The organism is Dietzia sp. B19 (assembly GCF_014145155.1).
Lineage (GTDB): Bacteria > Actinomycetota > Actinomycetes > Mycobacteriales > Mycobacteriaceae > Dietzia > Dietzia natronolimnaea.
Genome location: NZ_JAALED010000046.1, coordinates 1 through 14,005, shown reverse-complemented (window position 1 = coordinate 14,005; position 14,005 = coordinate 1). Strand labels below are relative to the sequence as shown.

The window sequence follows — 14,005 nt, the reverse complement described above, 5'->3', positions numbered from 1 at the left end:
CGAGTCCGTCGCCCGCGCCCGGGCGCTGCGCTACTTCTCCGCGTGGGCCGCCGCGCACCTGGCCGCCCCGGACGCCGGCGGCGTGATGGCCAACGCCATGGAGGATCTCATCGCCTCGGACCGGTCGATCGTGCGTGTGGACCAGGTTGCCGCAGCCCTGGGCGTCTCGACTCGCGCGGTGCAGCGACTCGCGCACCGCTACGTGGGACTGCCGCCACTGAAGATGATCCGTCGGTACCGACTCCAGGAGGCCGCGCAGCGTCTACGCGAGGACCCGTCGGTGACGATCGCCCGGATCGCCGCGGAGCTCGGGTACTCCGACCACGCCCATCTCAGCGCGGACTTCCGCACGGTCCTCGGCCTGAGTCCCCGGTCCTACCGCCGCGCCCCCGGCGCCGCGGCGAAGGGGTCCTCCGACGGGTGACGGATGGGCACGATGCGCTGGCCGAGGGGGAGAAGGGCCAGCGGGACCATCTTCCAGCAGGCGATGCCGAAGGGGATTCCCACGATCGTCAGGCACAGCAGCAACCCGGCGAGCAGGTGGGCGATCGCCAGTTCCCAGCCGAGCACCAGGATCCACAGGACGTTGCCGATCAGGGAGAGCGCACCGGCGTCCCGGCGGAACTCGGTCCGCCGCCCGAACGGCCACAGGACGTACGCCGCGAGCCGGAACGAGGCGATGCCGAACGGGATGGTGATGATCAGGATGCAGGCGATGATCCCGGCGATGACGTACACGAGCGCCAACCACCAGCCGGCGAGCAGAAACCAGAGCACGTTTCCCAGGGTTCGCATCACACCACGGTAGACGCCGCGGCGGGCCTCCGGGCCGGGTACCGGCGCGCCGGTCGCGGGGCCTGACGCGCACGATGCCGGGTCCGGGGGCCCAAAGCGCTGACGCCCGGCGAGGCATGTGTCATGTTTTAGTGATGGGTGTTCATAAGTTTGCCGTCACCAGGATTCCGCTCGCGCTGGTGCTCGTCACCGCTCTGGTGGCGACCGCTCTCATCTCGGTGTCCGTGCAGGCCCGGGCCGAGGCGCGGATGGCCGAGGGCTTCCACTGGGGGGTGGCCACCTCGGGCTTCCAGGTCGAGGGTTCAAATATGGATTCCAACTGGAAGCGCTACGTCGACGCCGCCGCCGCGCGTGGAGAGGCTGATCCGGTCAACGACGCCGTCGACTTCTGGAACCGGTACCCGGAGGACATCGCCCGTGCCGCGGACCTGGGCGTGAACATCTTCCGCCTCAGCGTGGAGTGGTCGCGCATCGAGCCCGAGCCGGGGCGGTACGACGAACAGGCGTTGCGTCGCTACGACGACATCCTGAGCACGATCAGGGCGCACGGCATGACGCCGATGATCACGATGGTCCACTACGTGTATCCGGGATGGCTGGTCGATCGCGGCGGGTTCCTCTCGCCGGACTCGGTGGAGGCGTTCGGGCGCTACGCCGAGCTCATCACCGAGCGGTGGGCCGGTGACGGGACGATGTGGGTCACCTTCAACGAGCCGCTGGTGTTCTTCAGTCACGAACTCCGCATCGGGCTGGTGGGGCTGCACCAGTTCAACGCATTCCGCGACAACGTGGTGGCGGCCCACAAGCTGGGATATCACGCCGCTCATCGGGCGGACCCCGATGCCATGGTCACCGCGAACGAGGCGTACCTCCCCGCCTTCGCCCCGGCCACGGACGATCTGCTGCTCAACCACATCCGCGACGAGCTGGACTTCATCGGGGTCGACTACTACTACGGCATCGCGCTCGACAATCTCACGACCATCCGTGCCGCGTGGGACGACTTCGCCGGCGTCCGTCCGCAGCCCGAGGGGATGTACGAGTCGATCGTCCACTACGCCAGGCACTTCCCCGGCAAGCCGCTGTTCATCGTCGAGAACGGGATGCCCACCCACAACGGCTACCGGGAGGACTCCTTCGAGCGCGGTGACTACCTCCGTGACGTCGTGTTCTGGATCCAACGCGCGGTCGCCGACGGCTACCCGGTGATCGGCTACAACCACTGGTCGCTGGTGGACAACTACGAGTGGGGGACCTACGACTCCCGTTTCGGCCTCTACCAGGTGGATGTGCTCACCGATCCGGCTCTCGAGCGCAGGCCGACCTCCGGGGTCGACGCGTACCGGGACGTGATCGCGGGCGGTGGCGTACCGGAGGGCTATCGCCCGGTCCTGCCGGTGGGCACGTGCTCGCTGGGGACGATCCCCGACACCTGCCTCCGTCCCGTCGACGTCCACGGCCCGCTCGCGCGGCTGGCGGGCTGACGGCCCGGGCCACCACCGCCGAACCCTTCACCAGCCGGCCCCCCGGACGTAGGGTCACCCCATGGATCGGTTCGCCTCCGTCACCGGGGGACTCGACGCCCTGGTCGACTCCGGACGGCTGACGGGTTACGTCTGCGGGGTACGGCAGGACGGTCGATCACGGATCGCGTCGGGTGGGACGCGGTCGCCCGGCGGCCCCGCGCTCGACCCGGATGCGGTGTTCCCGCTGTCGTCCAACACCAAGCCGGTGGGCGGCGTGCTCGCGCTGAGGCTGGTCGAGCTCGGGATCCTCTCGCTCGACGACCCGGTGGCCACACATCTGCCGGAGCTGTCCGCCCCCAGGGTCCTCGCCCGGCCCGGCGGGCCGATCGACCGGACCGTACCGGCCGGGCGACAGATCACGCTGCGCCATCTCCTCACCATGACCGCCGGCGTCGGCTGGGCGGGCGAGGGCAGTCCCCTGACCGTCGCCATGGGCGAGCGGCAGGTCGCACCCGGCCCCTACGCACCGCCGATGGAGCCGGACGAGTACCTCCGGCTGCTGGGTGCACTGCCCCTGGCGGACCAACCCGGGCGGGGTTGGAACTACCACACCGGCAGTGACGTCCTGGGGGTGCTCCTGGCGCGGGCAACGGGCGCCAGCGTGTCCGGGTTGGTGGCCGAGCACGTCACGGGGCCGCTCGGACTGGCGGACTGCGGGTTCACCACCGACCCGGATCGGCTCCCCACCTGCCACGGGCTCGGACCCGACGGGGCCCTCCGGCCGCTGGACATCCGGAGCAGATTCGATCGCCCACCTCGCTTCGAGTCCCTGGCGTGTGGGCTGGCCTCGACCGTCGCCGACTATCTGGCCTTCCTCGACGTCCTGGTCGACGGCGGGACCGTCCTGGGTCCGGAGTTCGCGGAGATGATGACGACCGACCACCTGACCCCGCGGCAGCGCGCCGATGCGGAGGGGTTCATCGGACCCGGCTGTGGATACGGGATGCAGGTGGAGATCCGCCCGGACGGGGTCGTCGGCTGGGCGGGGGGACTGGGGACGATCGGCTACGTCGACCGGCGCACGGGCCGCTGCGCGGCGGTGTTCACCACGCAGTCCTTCGACGTACCGGGGACGGCGGACGCGCTGGACTCGGTGTGGGAGCTGGTGCGGTGATCGGGCGGCGGTGCCTGGTCGGCCGGTGTCCGGTCGACCACCGACCGCCGGGACGTCACCCCTCGCGCCACCAGGTGTCGAGTGGCGTGGCCGGGACCGCCCGCTTGTGGCGGGTGGCCAGGAACAGCTGCTCGATCCGGGCAGCGGCCTGAGTCGGCACGCCGTCGCGGCCCTCCAGGTAGTCGTCGATCTGCTCGTACGGCACGCCCAGTGCCACCTCGTCGGGCAGGCCCGGACGGTCGTCCTCGAGATCGGCGGTGGGGACCTTCCGCCAGGTCGACTCCGGGGCGCCGAGGTGCCGCAGCAGCGCTGCACCCTGCCGTTTGGTGAGGCCGGTCAGGGGGGTGAGGTCCACGCCGCCGTCTCCGTACTTGGTGAAGAAGCCGGTGACCGCCTCGGCGGCGTGATCGGTGCCGACGACGAGATGGCCGAGCTGCCCGGCCACCGCGTACTGCGCGACCATCCGCTGGCGCGCCTTGACGTTGCCGCGGACGAAGTCGCGGAGCGGGCCCGCGTGGCCGGGAAGGTCCTCCAGTGCAGTCGCGGCAGCACCGGAGGCGGCCTCCGAGGCCGCCCGGATGTCGACGGTGACGCGGGCATCGGGCCGGATGAAGTCCAGGGCCGCGACGGCGTCGTCCTCGTCCGCCTGGGTTCCGTGGGGGAGCCGCATGGCGACGAACCGCGCGTCGGGCAGGCCCTCGTCGCGGAGCTTCTCGGCGGCGAGCTGGCACAGCCGACCCGTCAGGGTGGAGTCCTGGCCCCCGCTGATCCCCAGGACGAAACCCGTGGCGGGGGTGCTGCGGAGATACTCGGCCAGGAACGCCACCCGCCGGGCGACCTCCTGCTCCGGATCGATGTCGGGACGAACGCCGAGTTCGGCGATGATGGACGCGCGGAGAGCGCCGGTGTCTGCAGAGGACTGGGTCATGGCGTCAGCATAGGAAGCCCGTGTGACTTCTGCGTGACATGTGGACGGGCCACGCGAGGTGCCCGGTTCCGCCGGTTGGAGTTCTGACGGGGCAGTCCGTTACGATGGACCAGTTGTGTGTCGTGCATCCGACCTCCGGGTCGGACGTGTCGCGCAGTCATCCCCAGTCGTGTCGGCGGCCATCACGGCCGCCCCGAGAGCCTAAGGAGCGCCAGATGAAGGTCCGCAAGTCCCTTCGGTCGCTGAAGAACAAGCCGGGCGCCCAGGTTGTCCGTCGTCGCGGCAAGGTCTACGTGATCAACAAGAAGGACCCCCGTTTCAAGGCCCGCCAGGGCTGAGTCTCGTCCGCGTGGGATCCCACGCACCCTCGAGGGCCCGCCTCCGGTTCGCCGGTGGCGGGCCCTCGTCGTCGTGGGGGCGGGGCAGACCCGCGCCGACGGTGACCCCCGACGACCCCGCCGCCGCGGGGCCTCCCGGTGCCCCTTCCGCGGCGGTGGCCCCGTCGCCCCTGTGGAGCGGTTGGGGACAAGGTGTGGGGTGGTTGGGGACGACCTGTGGGGCGCCGGACGGGGTCTCCGGCACCGTCTCACGCGTGGCAGAGTGACGGTCGCGGGGCGAGGCGGCGGCGTTCGGGCCGACCGTGACAACGGTGGGTGGGAAGTGTCCACAAGGCGGGATCGCGACCTGGGAATACCACCGTTGTAAGACCAAAATGTTGTGGTCGATTGACTCGTCGGACACTAGGGGTAGTGTCTAGGGTGTTGCGGCCCCCGATGAATGCCACGTGTGGCATTCGGGCTGTGAACCCTGACAGACACGACGGTTATCCACAGGCCGGGCGGAAGCGCCGGAACCGATGACCGTCCGAGAAGAGCCCCTCCGCGCCTCCCCGGCGCCCGTGCCGAAAGAGGTCCACGACTGATGGTCACCGTCTACACCAAGCCCGCCTGCGTCCAGTGCAACGCCACCTACAAGGCGCTCGACAAGCAGGGCGTCGAGTACCAGGTGGTCGACATCTCCGTCGACGACGACGCGCGCGAGTACGTGATGGCCCTCGGGTACCTCCAGGCTCCCGTCGTGGTGTCCGGTTCCGATCACTGGTCCGGTTTCCGGCCGGACCGGATCAAGGCACTCGTCACCGTCGCGGCCTGACCCCGGGGCGGACCCGGAACACATGTAATCCGAAGGGGGCAGTCATGGCGGCTCCGCTGCCGGCCACCGAGCCGGTGAGGATCGTCTACTTCTCCAACGTCTCCGAGAACACCAAGCGGTTCGTCGACCGTCTGGGGCTCCCGGCGCTGCGCATACCCACGCGGAGGACCGAAGCGGGGCCGATCGTGTCGGACCCGTATGTTCTGATCGTGCCGACGTACGGGGGGTGCCTCGAAGTCACGGGCAGGACCGGGGCGTCGGTCCCACGACAGGTGGTCGCGTTCCTGAACAACGCGCACAACAGAAGCCTCTGCCGCGGCGTGATCGCCGCCGGTAACACCAACTTCGGTTCGGACTATGCGGTCTCCGGCGACGTGATCGCCCGCAAGCTCGAGGTCCCGTACCTCTACCGGTTCGAACTGATGGGCACACAAGAGGACGTCATCCGCGTCCGCGAGGGATTGGAAGAGTTTTGGCAGCACCGACCGTGACCCCCGAAGGCACCATCGCCGGCGAGGCGGGCGAGGGGCAGCGCCTGGATTACCACGCGCTCAACGCCATGCTCAACCTCTACGACGCGGACGGCAGGATCCAGTTCGACAAGGACCGTGAGGCCGCGCGGGAGTACTTCCTCCAGCACGTCAACCAGAACACGGTCTTCTTCCACAACCTGGACGAGAAGCTGGACTACCTGGTCAACAAGAACTACTACGAGCGAGAGGTGCTCGACCGGTACACGCGTAACTACGTGCGCGAGCTGTTCGACCACGCCTACGCCAAGAAGTTCCGCTTCCCCACGTTCCTCGGCGCGTTCAAGTACTACACCTCGTACACGCTCAAGACCTTCGACGGGAAGCGGTACCTCGAGCGCTACGAGGATCGCGTCTGCATGGTCGCGCTCACGCTCGCGGACGGCGACGAGGACCTGGCCCGCCGCCTGGTCGACGAGATCATCGACGGCCGCTTCCAGCCGGCCACGCCCACGTTCCTGAACTCGGGCAAGAAGCAGCGCGGCGAGCCCGTCTCCTGTTTCCTGCTGCGTATCGAGGACAACATGGAGTCCATCGGCCGCAACATCAACTCCGCGTTGCAGCTGTCCAAGCGCGGTGGCGGGGTGGCACTGCTGCTGTCGAACCTCCGCGAGCACGGCGCCCCGATCAAGCACATCGAGAACCAGTCCTCCGGTGTCATCCCCGTGATGAAGCTGCTGGAGGACTCCTTCTCCTACGCCAACCAGCTCGGTGCCCGCCAGGGTGCCGGAGCGGTGTACCTGCACGCCCACCACCCGGACATCTTCAAGTTCCTCGACACCAAGCGGGAGAACGCGGACGAGAAGATCCGCATCAAGACCCTGTCGCTGGGCGTGGTGATCCCGGACATCACGTTCGAGCTGGCCAAGCGCAACGACGACATGTACCTGTTCTCGCCGTACGACGTCGAGCGGATCTACGGCAAGCCCTTCGCGGATGTCGACATCACGGAGCACTACACCGAGATGGTCGAGGACAGCCGGATCAAGAAGACCAAGATCAACGCGCGGCACTTCTTCCAGACCCTCGCCGAGCTGCAGTTCGAGTCCGGCTACCCGTACATCATGTACGAGGACACGGTGAACCGGGCCAACCCGATCGCCGGCAAGATCACGCACTCGAACCTGTGCTCGGAGATCCTCCAGGTCTCCACGCCGTCGACGTACAACGAGGACCTCACCTACTCGCACGTGGGCAAGGACATCTCCTGCAACCTCGGCTCCCTCAACATCGCCAAGGCCATGGACTCGCCGGACTTCGGCCGGACCATCGAGACGGCGATCCGGGGCCTCACCGCGGTCTCCGACCAGACCCACATCGACTCGGTCCCGTCGATCGAGCGGGGCAACGCCGAGTCCCACGCGATCGGCCTGGGGCAGATGAACCTCCACGGCTACCTCGCCCGCGAGCGGATCCACTACGGGTCCGAGGAGGGCGTGGACTTCACGAACATCTACTTCTACACGGTGCTGTACCACGCGGTCCGGTCGTCGAACCTCCTCGCGCAGGAGCGGGGGACGTGGTTCGCCGGGTTCCCGGAGTCCACCTACGCGTCCGGCGAGTTCTTCGACAAGTACACGGACCAGGCGTGGGAGCCGGCCACCGAGCGGGTGCGCCAGCTGTTCACCGAGGCGGGCGTCGCGGTGCCCACCCAGGAGGACTGGCGCGCGCTCAAGGCCGACGTGCAGCAGTACGGGATCTACAACCAGAACCTTCAGGCGGTGCCGCCCACCGGGTCGATCAGTTACATCAACAACTCGACCTCGTCGATCCACCCTGTCGCCTCCCGGATCGAGATCCGCAAGGAGGGCAAGATCGGTCGCGTCTACTACCCGGCGCCCTACCTGACGAACGACAACCTGGACTACTACCAGGACGCGTACGAGATCGGGTACGAGAAGATCATCGACACGTACGCGGCGGCCACCCAGCACGTGGACCAGGGACTCTCGCTGACCCTGTTCTTCAAGGACACAGCCAGTACCCGCGACGTGAACCGCGCCCAGATCTACGCGTGGCGCAAGGGGATCAAGACCCTGTACTACATCCGCGTGCGCCAGCTCGCGCTCGAGGGCACCGAGGTCGAGGGCTGCGTCTCGTGCATGCTCTGACCCCCGGGCCTCAGGCCTGCGCCCCGAACCACCCCCGCCATCACGAGGAGATCCGATGACCGCCGAGCTGCACGCTCCGGGATCCCACAGCCCCGCCGCCGGGGTCGCCCCCCGGCTCGTCGACCGGGTGTCGGCGATCAACTGGAACCGCGTCACGGACGAGGTCGACGATCAGGTCTGGGGCCGTCTCACCAGCAATTTCTGGCTGCCGGAGAAGGTCCCGGTGTCCAACGACATCCCGTCGTGGCAGACGCTGACGGACTCGGAACAGCAGCTCACCACCCGGGTGTTCACCGGCCTGACGCTGCTCGACACCCTCCAGGGGACGGTCGGCGCGGTGAGCATGATCCCCGACGCGTCGACCCCCCACGAGGAGGCGGTGCTCACCAACATCGCGTTCATGGAGTCGGTCCACGCCAAGAGCTACTCCACCATCTTCTCGACGCTCTGCTCCACGCCGCAGGTCGACGATGCCTTCCGCTGGGCGGAGGAGAACACCTTCCTGCAGCGCAAGGCGCACATCATCCTCGGGTACTACTCCGGGGAGGATCCCCTCAAGCGCAAGATCGCCTCGACCCTCCTCGAGTCGTTCCTCTTCTACTCGGGCTTCTACCTGCCCATGCGCTGGTCCTCCCGCGCCAAGCTCACCAACACGGCGGACATCATCCGGCTCATCATCCGGGACGAGGCGGTGCACGGTTACTACATCGGATACAAGTACCAGCGTGCCCTCGAGCAGATCGGTCAGGCCGAGCGCGACGAGTTGAAGGACTACACCTTCGAGTTGCTCTTCGAGTTGTACGACAACGAGGCGGACTACACCGAGGACCTCTACGACACCGTCGGGTGGACCGAGGACGTCAAGAAGTTCCTGCGCTACAACGCCAACAAGGCGCTGATGAACCTCGGGTACGAGGGGATGTTCCCCAAGGACGAGACCAACGTCGATCCCGCGATCCTTTCGGCGCTCAGCCCGAACGCGGACGAGAACCACGACTTCTTCTCGGGTTCCGGCAGCTCCTACGTCATGGGCAAGGCCGTTGCCACGGAGGACGAGGACTGGGACTTCTGACCCGACCGTCGACACCACATCACCCCGGCACCCGATCAGGCGCCGGGGTGATGTCGTCGGGCTGATGTCACGGGTCGGCCTGCCACCTGTCGGCCGGAACGGCCGGACCCCCGGGTTAGCCGTCCGGGGCGATCCCGTTGATGGAGCCCCTGATGTCGTCGAGGACCGCGCGCGCGGCCACGGGACCGGATCCCTCCCACACGGCCCGGTCCACCACGAACATGCGACGGGCGCCCACCGCGTCGAGCTCCGTCCACCGGTCGGTGGCGAAGGCCTCCCGCGCGGACTGCTCCGAGCGGTCACTGCCCCCCACCACGGCGAAGATCACGTCTCCGTCGAGCTCATCGCCCACGGGAGGAGACTCGGGGGCGGGTTCGATCCGCTGACCGTCCCGGGTGCGCTGCGCCGGCGGGCGACCGGCGCCGACGGCCTCGAGCATGAGGCTCCCGAGGGTGTCCGGCCGCTGGACCGCGACGCCGTCGGCGTCGGAGACGGAGACGAGCGAGACCCAAGTGTCGCGCGGGGTGGTGGCGTCGGCGGTGAACCGGGCCCGGTCGATCACGTCCAGCAGCAGGTCCCCGCCGGCCCGCGGTCGGCCGTAGGCGTCGGCGATCGCCTCGGTGCTCTCGGTCCAGTTCAGGCTTCGCGCGTCGTACACGACGGTCGGGGCGACCTCCGACAACGCCCGCACCACGGCAGGGTCGGGATCGATCGAGTCGGCCAGCACGATGAGGTCGGGGCTGAGTTCACGGGCCGCGGCCGCGCCGTCCTCCGCGCCCGAGTCGCCGTTGATCGCGAGGTCGGGCAGTCCCACGAGGGGAGCGGGGAGGTAGACGTCGGCGTCACGGGGCAGGCCGGAGGTTCCGACGACGAGGTCCTGCAGCCCCAGGGCGCACGCCACATCCACGGCCCCGGCCCCGAGCGCCAGGATCCGTTCCGGCGACCGCGGGACCTCCACCCTCTCTTCTGCCGGGTCCACGGACGCGACCTCCCGAAGCCCGTCGCCGGGGAACTCGGCCGGCGCCGGTACGGGCGCACACGACTCCTCCGGTTCGGCGGAGCGCTGCAGCTCCTCGCCGGCCATCCGTGTGGGGGTCGTGGTGACGGGGTGCTCGACCATGTCGACGGGGGAGGGCCCGCAACCCGCGAGCACTAGTCCGGCGACGAGCGGGCCCACGACACCCACCGTGACCCGCACGGGGGTGAAGGGGTACCCCCGTCCGCGAGGGCGGTGTCGGCTCGGCGCGAGATCGGTCATGGGGGAGAGCCTAGGAGATGGGCCGTGGGCGCAGTCGAAGTGGAGGTCGAGGCGGGTCCGGGCGTCATCTCGGGCGTGTCGTCGCGGCGTCGGATTCCCGCAGATGACCCGCCCCGGCGAGTTCGGCGGGGTGAGTGGTGGACCCTCTCAGCGGAGAGTTAGGATTGGCCTCACGCACTATTCCTTTGCGTTCGACGTGGGGTCGGTGGTTCGACCCACGGCGTCGGGTGAGGCGTTCAGGAGGACCCTTAATGACCGCAGTGGCCCCCAAGCCGGTCGACGATCTCGACCATCCGCCGGGCGTACCCACGGGCACCGCCCGGCCGGGATCGTTCGTGTGGAAGATGATGACGACGACCGATCACAAGCTGCTCGGCCTGATGTACATCGTCACCTGTTTCGTCTTCTTCTTCATCGGCGGGCTCATGGCCCTGCTCATCCGGGCGGAGCTCTTCGTCCCGGGCATGCAGTTCCTGTCCAACGAGCAGTTCAACCAGCTGTTCACGATGCACGGCACGGTCATGCTGCTGCTGTACGGCACCCCGATCGTGATCGGGTTCGCGAACTACATCATGCCGCTGCAGATCGGCGCCCCCGACGTCGCTTTCCCGCGACTGAACGCCCTGGGCTACTGGCTGTTCGCGGTCGGCGGCACGATCATGCTCTCGGGCTTCCTCACCCCGGGTGGTGCGGCCGCGTTCGGCTGGACCATGTACATGCCGCTGGCCGACAAGATCCACTCGCCGGCCGTCGGCGCGGACCTGTGGATCCTCGGTGTGGGCATCGGCGGTATCGGTACCATCCTCGGCGCCGTCAACTTCGTCACCACGATCATCTGCCTCCGCGCGCCGGGCATGACCATGTTCCGGATGCCGATCTTCACGTGGAACATCCTCGTGGCGTCGGTCCTGATCCTGCTGATCTTCCCGCTGCTCACCGCCGCCGCTCTCGGCGTCTTCTACGACCGGCAGTTCGGTGGCCGCATCTACGATCCGGGCAACGGTGGCGCCATCCTGTGGCAGCACCTGTTCTGGTTCTTCGGTCACCCCGAGGTGTACGTCCTCGCCCTGCCGTTCTTCGGCATCGTCTCCGAGGTGTTCCCGGTCTTCTCGCGCAAGCCCCTCTTCGGGTACGCCGGTCTGGTCTTCGCGACCCTCGCGATCGCCGCGCTGTCCATGGCGGTCTGGGCGCACCACATGTTCGTCACGGGCGCCGTGCTCCTGCCGTTCTTCTCCTTCATGACGTTCCTCATCGCCGTTCCCACGGGTGTGAAGTTCTTCAACTGGATCGGCACCATGTGGCGCGGGAAGATGACGTTCGAGACGCCGATGATCTTCGCGCTCGGCTTCATCGTGACCTTCCTCTTCGGTGGTCTGACGGGCGTCATGATGGCTGCGGCGCCGATCGACTTCCACATCTCGGACACGTACTTCATCGTCGCCCACTTCCACTACACGCTGTTCGGCACGATCGTGTTCGCCACGTTCGCCGGCGTGTACTTCTGGTTCCCCAAGATGACGGGCCGGATGCTCGACGAGAGGTTGGGCAAGTGGCACTTCTGGCTGATGTTCATCGGCTTCCACACCACGTTCCTCGTGCAGCACTGGCTGGGCAACCAGGGAATGGCCCGTCGCTACGCTGACTACCTGGCGACGGACAACTTCACGGTGCTCAACCAGATCTCCACCATCGGCTCGTTCATCCTCGGGATCGCGATGCTGCCGTTCATCTGGAACGTCATCAAGAGCTGGCGCTACGGTGAGATCGTCACGGTCGACGACCCGTGGGGTGCGGGCAACTCGCTCGAGTGGGCCACTTCGTGCCCGCCGCCGCGTCACAACTTCGTGACCCTGCCCCGGATCCGCTCCGAGCGGCCGGCGTTCGAACTGCACTACCCGCACATGAGCGAGCGCATGCGTGCGGAGGCCCACGTCGGGGGCCGGGCCGCGGCCCAGGACCCGGCTGCGGTCAAGGACGTGGCCGAGCGCGGCTCGTCACCGCAGAGAGGCTGACCCACCCGCCCGTACTCACCCACGGGCGTCGGTCCCCGCTGAACCCCGTCGGTAGGCTCGTCCTCCGGCGGGGTTCGGCGCGTGTCAGCCCTTCCTGCCCATCACCCCCAGTCACCAGCACGAACACTCGTCAGGAGCACACGTGAGCACCCCCGGCACCCCGGCACTACTCACCGTCACCGGACCCGACCGGCCAGGTGTGACAGCGAGGATCATGGCGGTCCTCGCCTCCCACCACGCCGACCTGGTGGACGTCGAGCAGGTCGTGGTCAACGGCCACCTCTCCCTGGGGCTCATGGTCCGGGTGGAAGCCGACGCGGACGTCGTGGCCGTGGTCCGCGAGCTCACCGAGCAGGTCCACGAGCTGGGGATGCAGCTGGAGGTCCAGTTCGACGACATCGCGCCCGCGACCCCGCCGTCCACCCACGCGGTGGTGATCCTCGGCAGTCCGGTCACCGCGTCGGCGTTCTCCGCGGTGGCGGGTTCGCTCGCGTCGATCGGTGCGAACATCGACACCATCCGGGGGATCGCCGACTACCCGGTGACAGGTCTGGAGCTGCACGTCTCGACCGCCGGTCGTGACGCCGCCGACGACGCCAGGTTGCGCGAGGCGATGGCGCCCCTGTCGGACGCGCACGGCGTCGACATCTCGGTGGACGGCGCCGGGCTGGGCCGCCGGTCCAAGCGTCTCGTGGTGTTCGACGTGGACTCCACCCTGGTCCAGGGTGAGGTCATCGAGATGCTCGCCGCCCACGCGGGCAGGGAGGCCGAGGTCCGCGCGGTGACCGAGCGCGCGATGCGGGGGGAGCTGGACTTCGCCCAGTCCCTCCACGAGCGCGTGGCGACGTTGGCCGGGTTGCCGGCCACCGTCCTCGACGAGGTCGCGGCCGGCATCGTGCTGACGCCGGGTGCGCGGACGACCATCCGCACCCTCAAGCGTCTCGGCATCCGCTGCGGAGTGGTGTCGGGTGGGTTCATCCAGGTGATCGCCGGTCTCGCCGAGGAGTTGGGTCTCGACTTCGCGCGGGCCAACACGCTCGAGATCGAGGACGGTGTCCTCACCGGCCGCGTCATCGGCGAGGTGGTGGATCGCGAGGCCAAGGCCGCGTACCTGCGCGAGTTCGCCGAGGAACTCGGCATCTCGCTGAGCCAGACCGTCGCTGTGGGCGACGGGGCGAACGACATCGACATGCTCACCGCTGCGGGGCTGGGGATCGCGTTCTGCGCCAAGCCCGCCCTCCGCGAGGTGGCCGACGCGTCGCTGTCCAAGCCGTTCCTCGACACCGTCCTGTTCGTCCTCGGCATCACGCGCGACGAGATCGAGGCGGCCGACACCGCCGCCGGCACCTACCGCCGCGTCCCGCTCGTGTGACCGAGGGACCACAGGTCGAGGGGCCGCGTCCCGAGGAGCCACCGACCGACGCACCACCGGCGGGAGGTCCTGCGACCGGTGCCGCGCTCGACTGGTGCCACGCCCGACTCCGCGCCGGGTCGGCCGGGACCGAGG

At 68.5% G+C, this 14,005-nt stretch carries 13 protein-coding genes; 10 read left to right on the top strand and 3 right to left on the bottom strand.

Going from position 1 to position 14,005, the window contains the following annotated elements:
* Positions 1–424: helix-turn-helix domain-containing protein (locus G6020_RS02060; RefSeq protein ID WP_182609503.1), on the top strand; the 424-nt coding region annotated here is incomplete at its 5' end.
* On the opposite strand, the gene G6020_RS02055 is transcribed toward G6020_RS02060, so the two are convergent.
* Positions 376–795 carry a YccF domain-containing protein gene (locus G6020_RS02055; RefSeq protein WP_179524832.1) on the bottom strand — a complete coding sequence of 140 codons (420 nt, stop codon included), beginning with the start codon at positions 793–795 and terminating at the stop codon, positions 376–378. The genes G6020_RS02060 and G6020_RS02055 overlap by 49 nt on opposite strands.
* A 134-nt stretch (positions 796–929) precedes the next feature.
* On the opposite strand from G6020_RS02055, the gene G6020_RS02050 reads away from it, so the two are divergent.
* Together G6020_RS02050 and G6020_RS02045 are read left to right on the top strand one after the other, a co-directional pair.
* The gene (locus G6020_RS02050; protein ID WP_182609502.1) at positions 930–2,279 is read left to right on the top strand and encodes a family 1 glycosylhydrolase; all 1,350 of its coding nucleotides are present in this window, start codon (positions 930–932) and stop codon (positions 2,277–2,279) included.
* Between the two features lie 61 nt (positions 2,280–2,340).
* Positions 2,341–3,435 (top strand): serine hydrolase domain-containing protein, encoded by a 1,095-nt coding sequence (locus tag G6020_RS02045; RefSeq protein ID WP_182609501.1) that lies wholly within the window; start codon positions 2,341–2,343, stop codon positions 3,433–3,435.
* A 55-nt stretch (positions 3,436–3,490) separates the two neighbouring features.
* Here G6020_RS02045 and nadE read toward each other — a convergent pair whose 3' ends face one another.
* Positions 3,491–4,363: an ammonia-dependent NAD(+) synthetase gene (gene nadE / locus G6020_RS02040; RefSeq protein WP_182609500.1), complete on the bottom strand. Its 873-nt coding sequence runs from the start codon at positions 4,361–4,363 to the stop codon at positions 3,491–3,493.
* A 215-nt stretch (positions 4,364–4,578) separates the two neighbouring features.
* Between nadE and ykgO the strand changes: the two genes are divergently transcribed.
* From ykgO to nrdF, 5 genes are all read left to right on the top strand, one after another.
* The gene (gene ykgO, locus G6020_RS02035; RefSeq protein WP_003852698.1) at positions 4,579–4,701 is read left to right on the top strand and encodes a type B 50S ribosomal protein L36; all 123 of its coding nucleotides are present in this window, start codon (positions 4,579–4,581) and stop codon (positions 4,699–4,701) included.
* Between the two features lie 583 nt (positions 4,702–5,284).
* Positions 5,285–5,515 carry a glutaredoxin-like protein NrdH gene (gene nrdH / locus G6020_RS02030; protein WP_277612366.1) on the top strand — a complete coding sequence of 77 codons (231 nt, stop codon included), beginning with the start codon at positions 5,285–5,287 and terminating at the stop codon, positions 5,513–5,515.
* Positions 5,516–5,559: 44 nt separating this feature from the next.
* Positions 5,560–6,006: a class Ib ribonucleoside-diphosphate reductase assembly flavoprotein NrdI gene (gene nrdI / locus G6020_RS02025; protein ID WP_182609499.1), complete on the top strand. Its 447-nt coding sequence runs from the start codon at positions 5,560–5,562 to the stop codon at positions 6,004–6,006.
* 68 nt (positions 6,007–6,074) lie between these two features.
* On the top strand, positions 6,075–8,156 hold the full coding sequence (gene nrdE / locus G6020_RS02020; RefSeq protein ID WP_241732529.1) for a class 1b ribonucleoside-diphosphate reductase subunit alpha: 2,082 nt from the start codon (positions 6,075–6,077) through the stop codon (positions 8,154–8,156).
* A gap of 55 nt (positions 8,157–8,211) precedes the next feature.
* A complete protein-coding gene (gene nrdF / locus G6020_RS02015; RefSeq protein WP_182609498.1) occupies positions 8,212–9,228 on the top strand; it encodes a class 1b ribonucleoside-diphosphate reductase subunit beta in 1,017 nt (338 codons plus the stop codon).
* 115 nt (positions 9,229–9,343) lie between these two features.
* On the opposite strand, the gene G6020_RS02010 is transcribed toward nrdF, so the two are convergent.
* Entirely contained in the window at positions 9,344–10,486 is a 1,143-nt protein-coding gene (locus tag G6020_RS02010) for an ABC transporter substrate-binding protein (protein ID WP_241732528.1), read from the bottom strand.
* Positions 10,487–10,737: 251 nt separating this feature from the next.
* On the opposite strand from G6020_RS02010, the gene ctaD reads away from it, so the two are divergent.
* Both ctaD and serB read left to right on the top strand, forming a co-directional pair.
* Positions 10,738–12,498, top strand: coding sequence for a cytochrome c oxidase subunit I (gene ctaD / locus G6020_RS02005; RefSeq protein WP_182609497.1), 1,761 nt, complete (start codon positions 10,738–10,740; stop codon positions 12,496–12,498).
* A 142-nt stretch (positions 12,499–12,640) separates the two neighbouring features.
* Positions 12,641–13,870, top strand: a complete 1,230-nt coding sequence (gene serB, locus G6020_RS02000) for a phosphoserine phosphatase SerB (protein ID WP_182609496.1) — start codon at positions 12,641–12,643, stop codon at positions 13,868–13,870.
* The last annotated feature ends 135 nt before the right edge of the window (positions 13,871–14,005 follow it).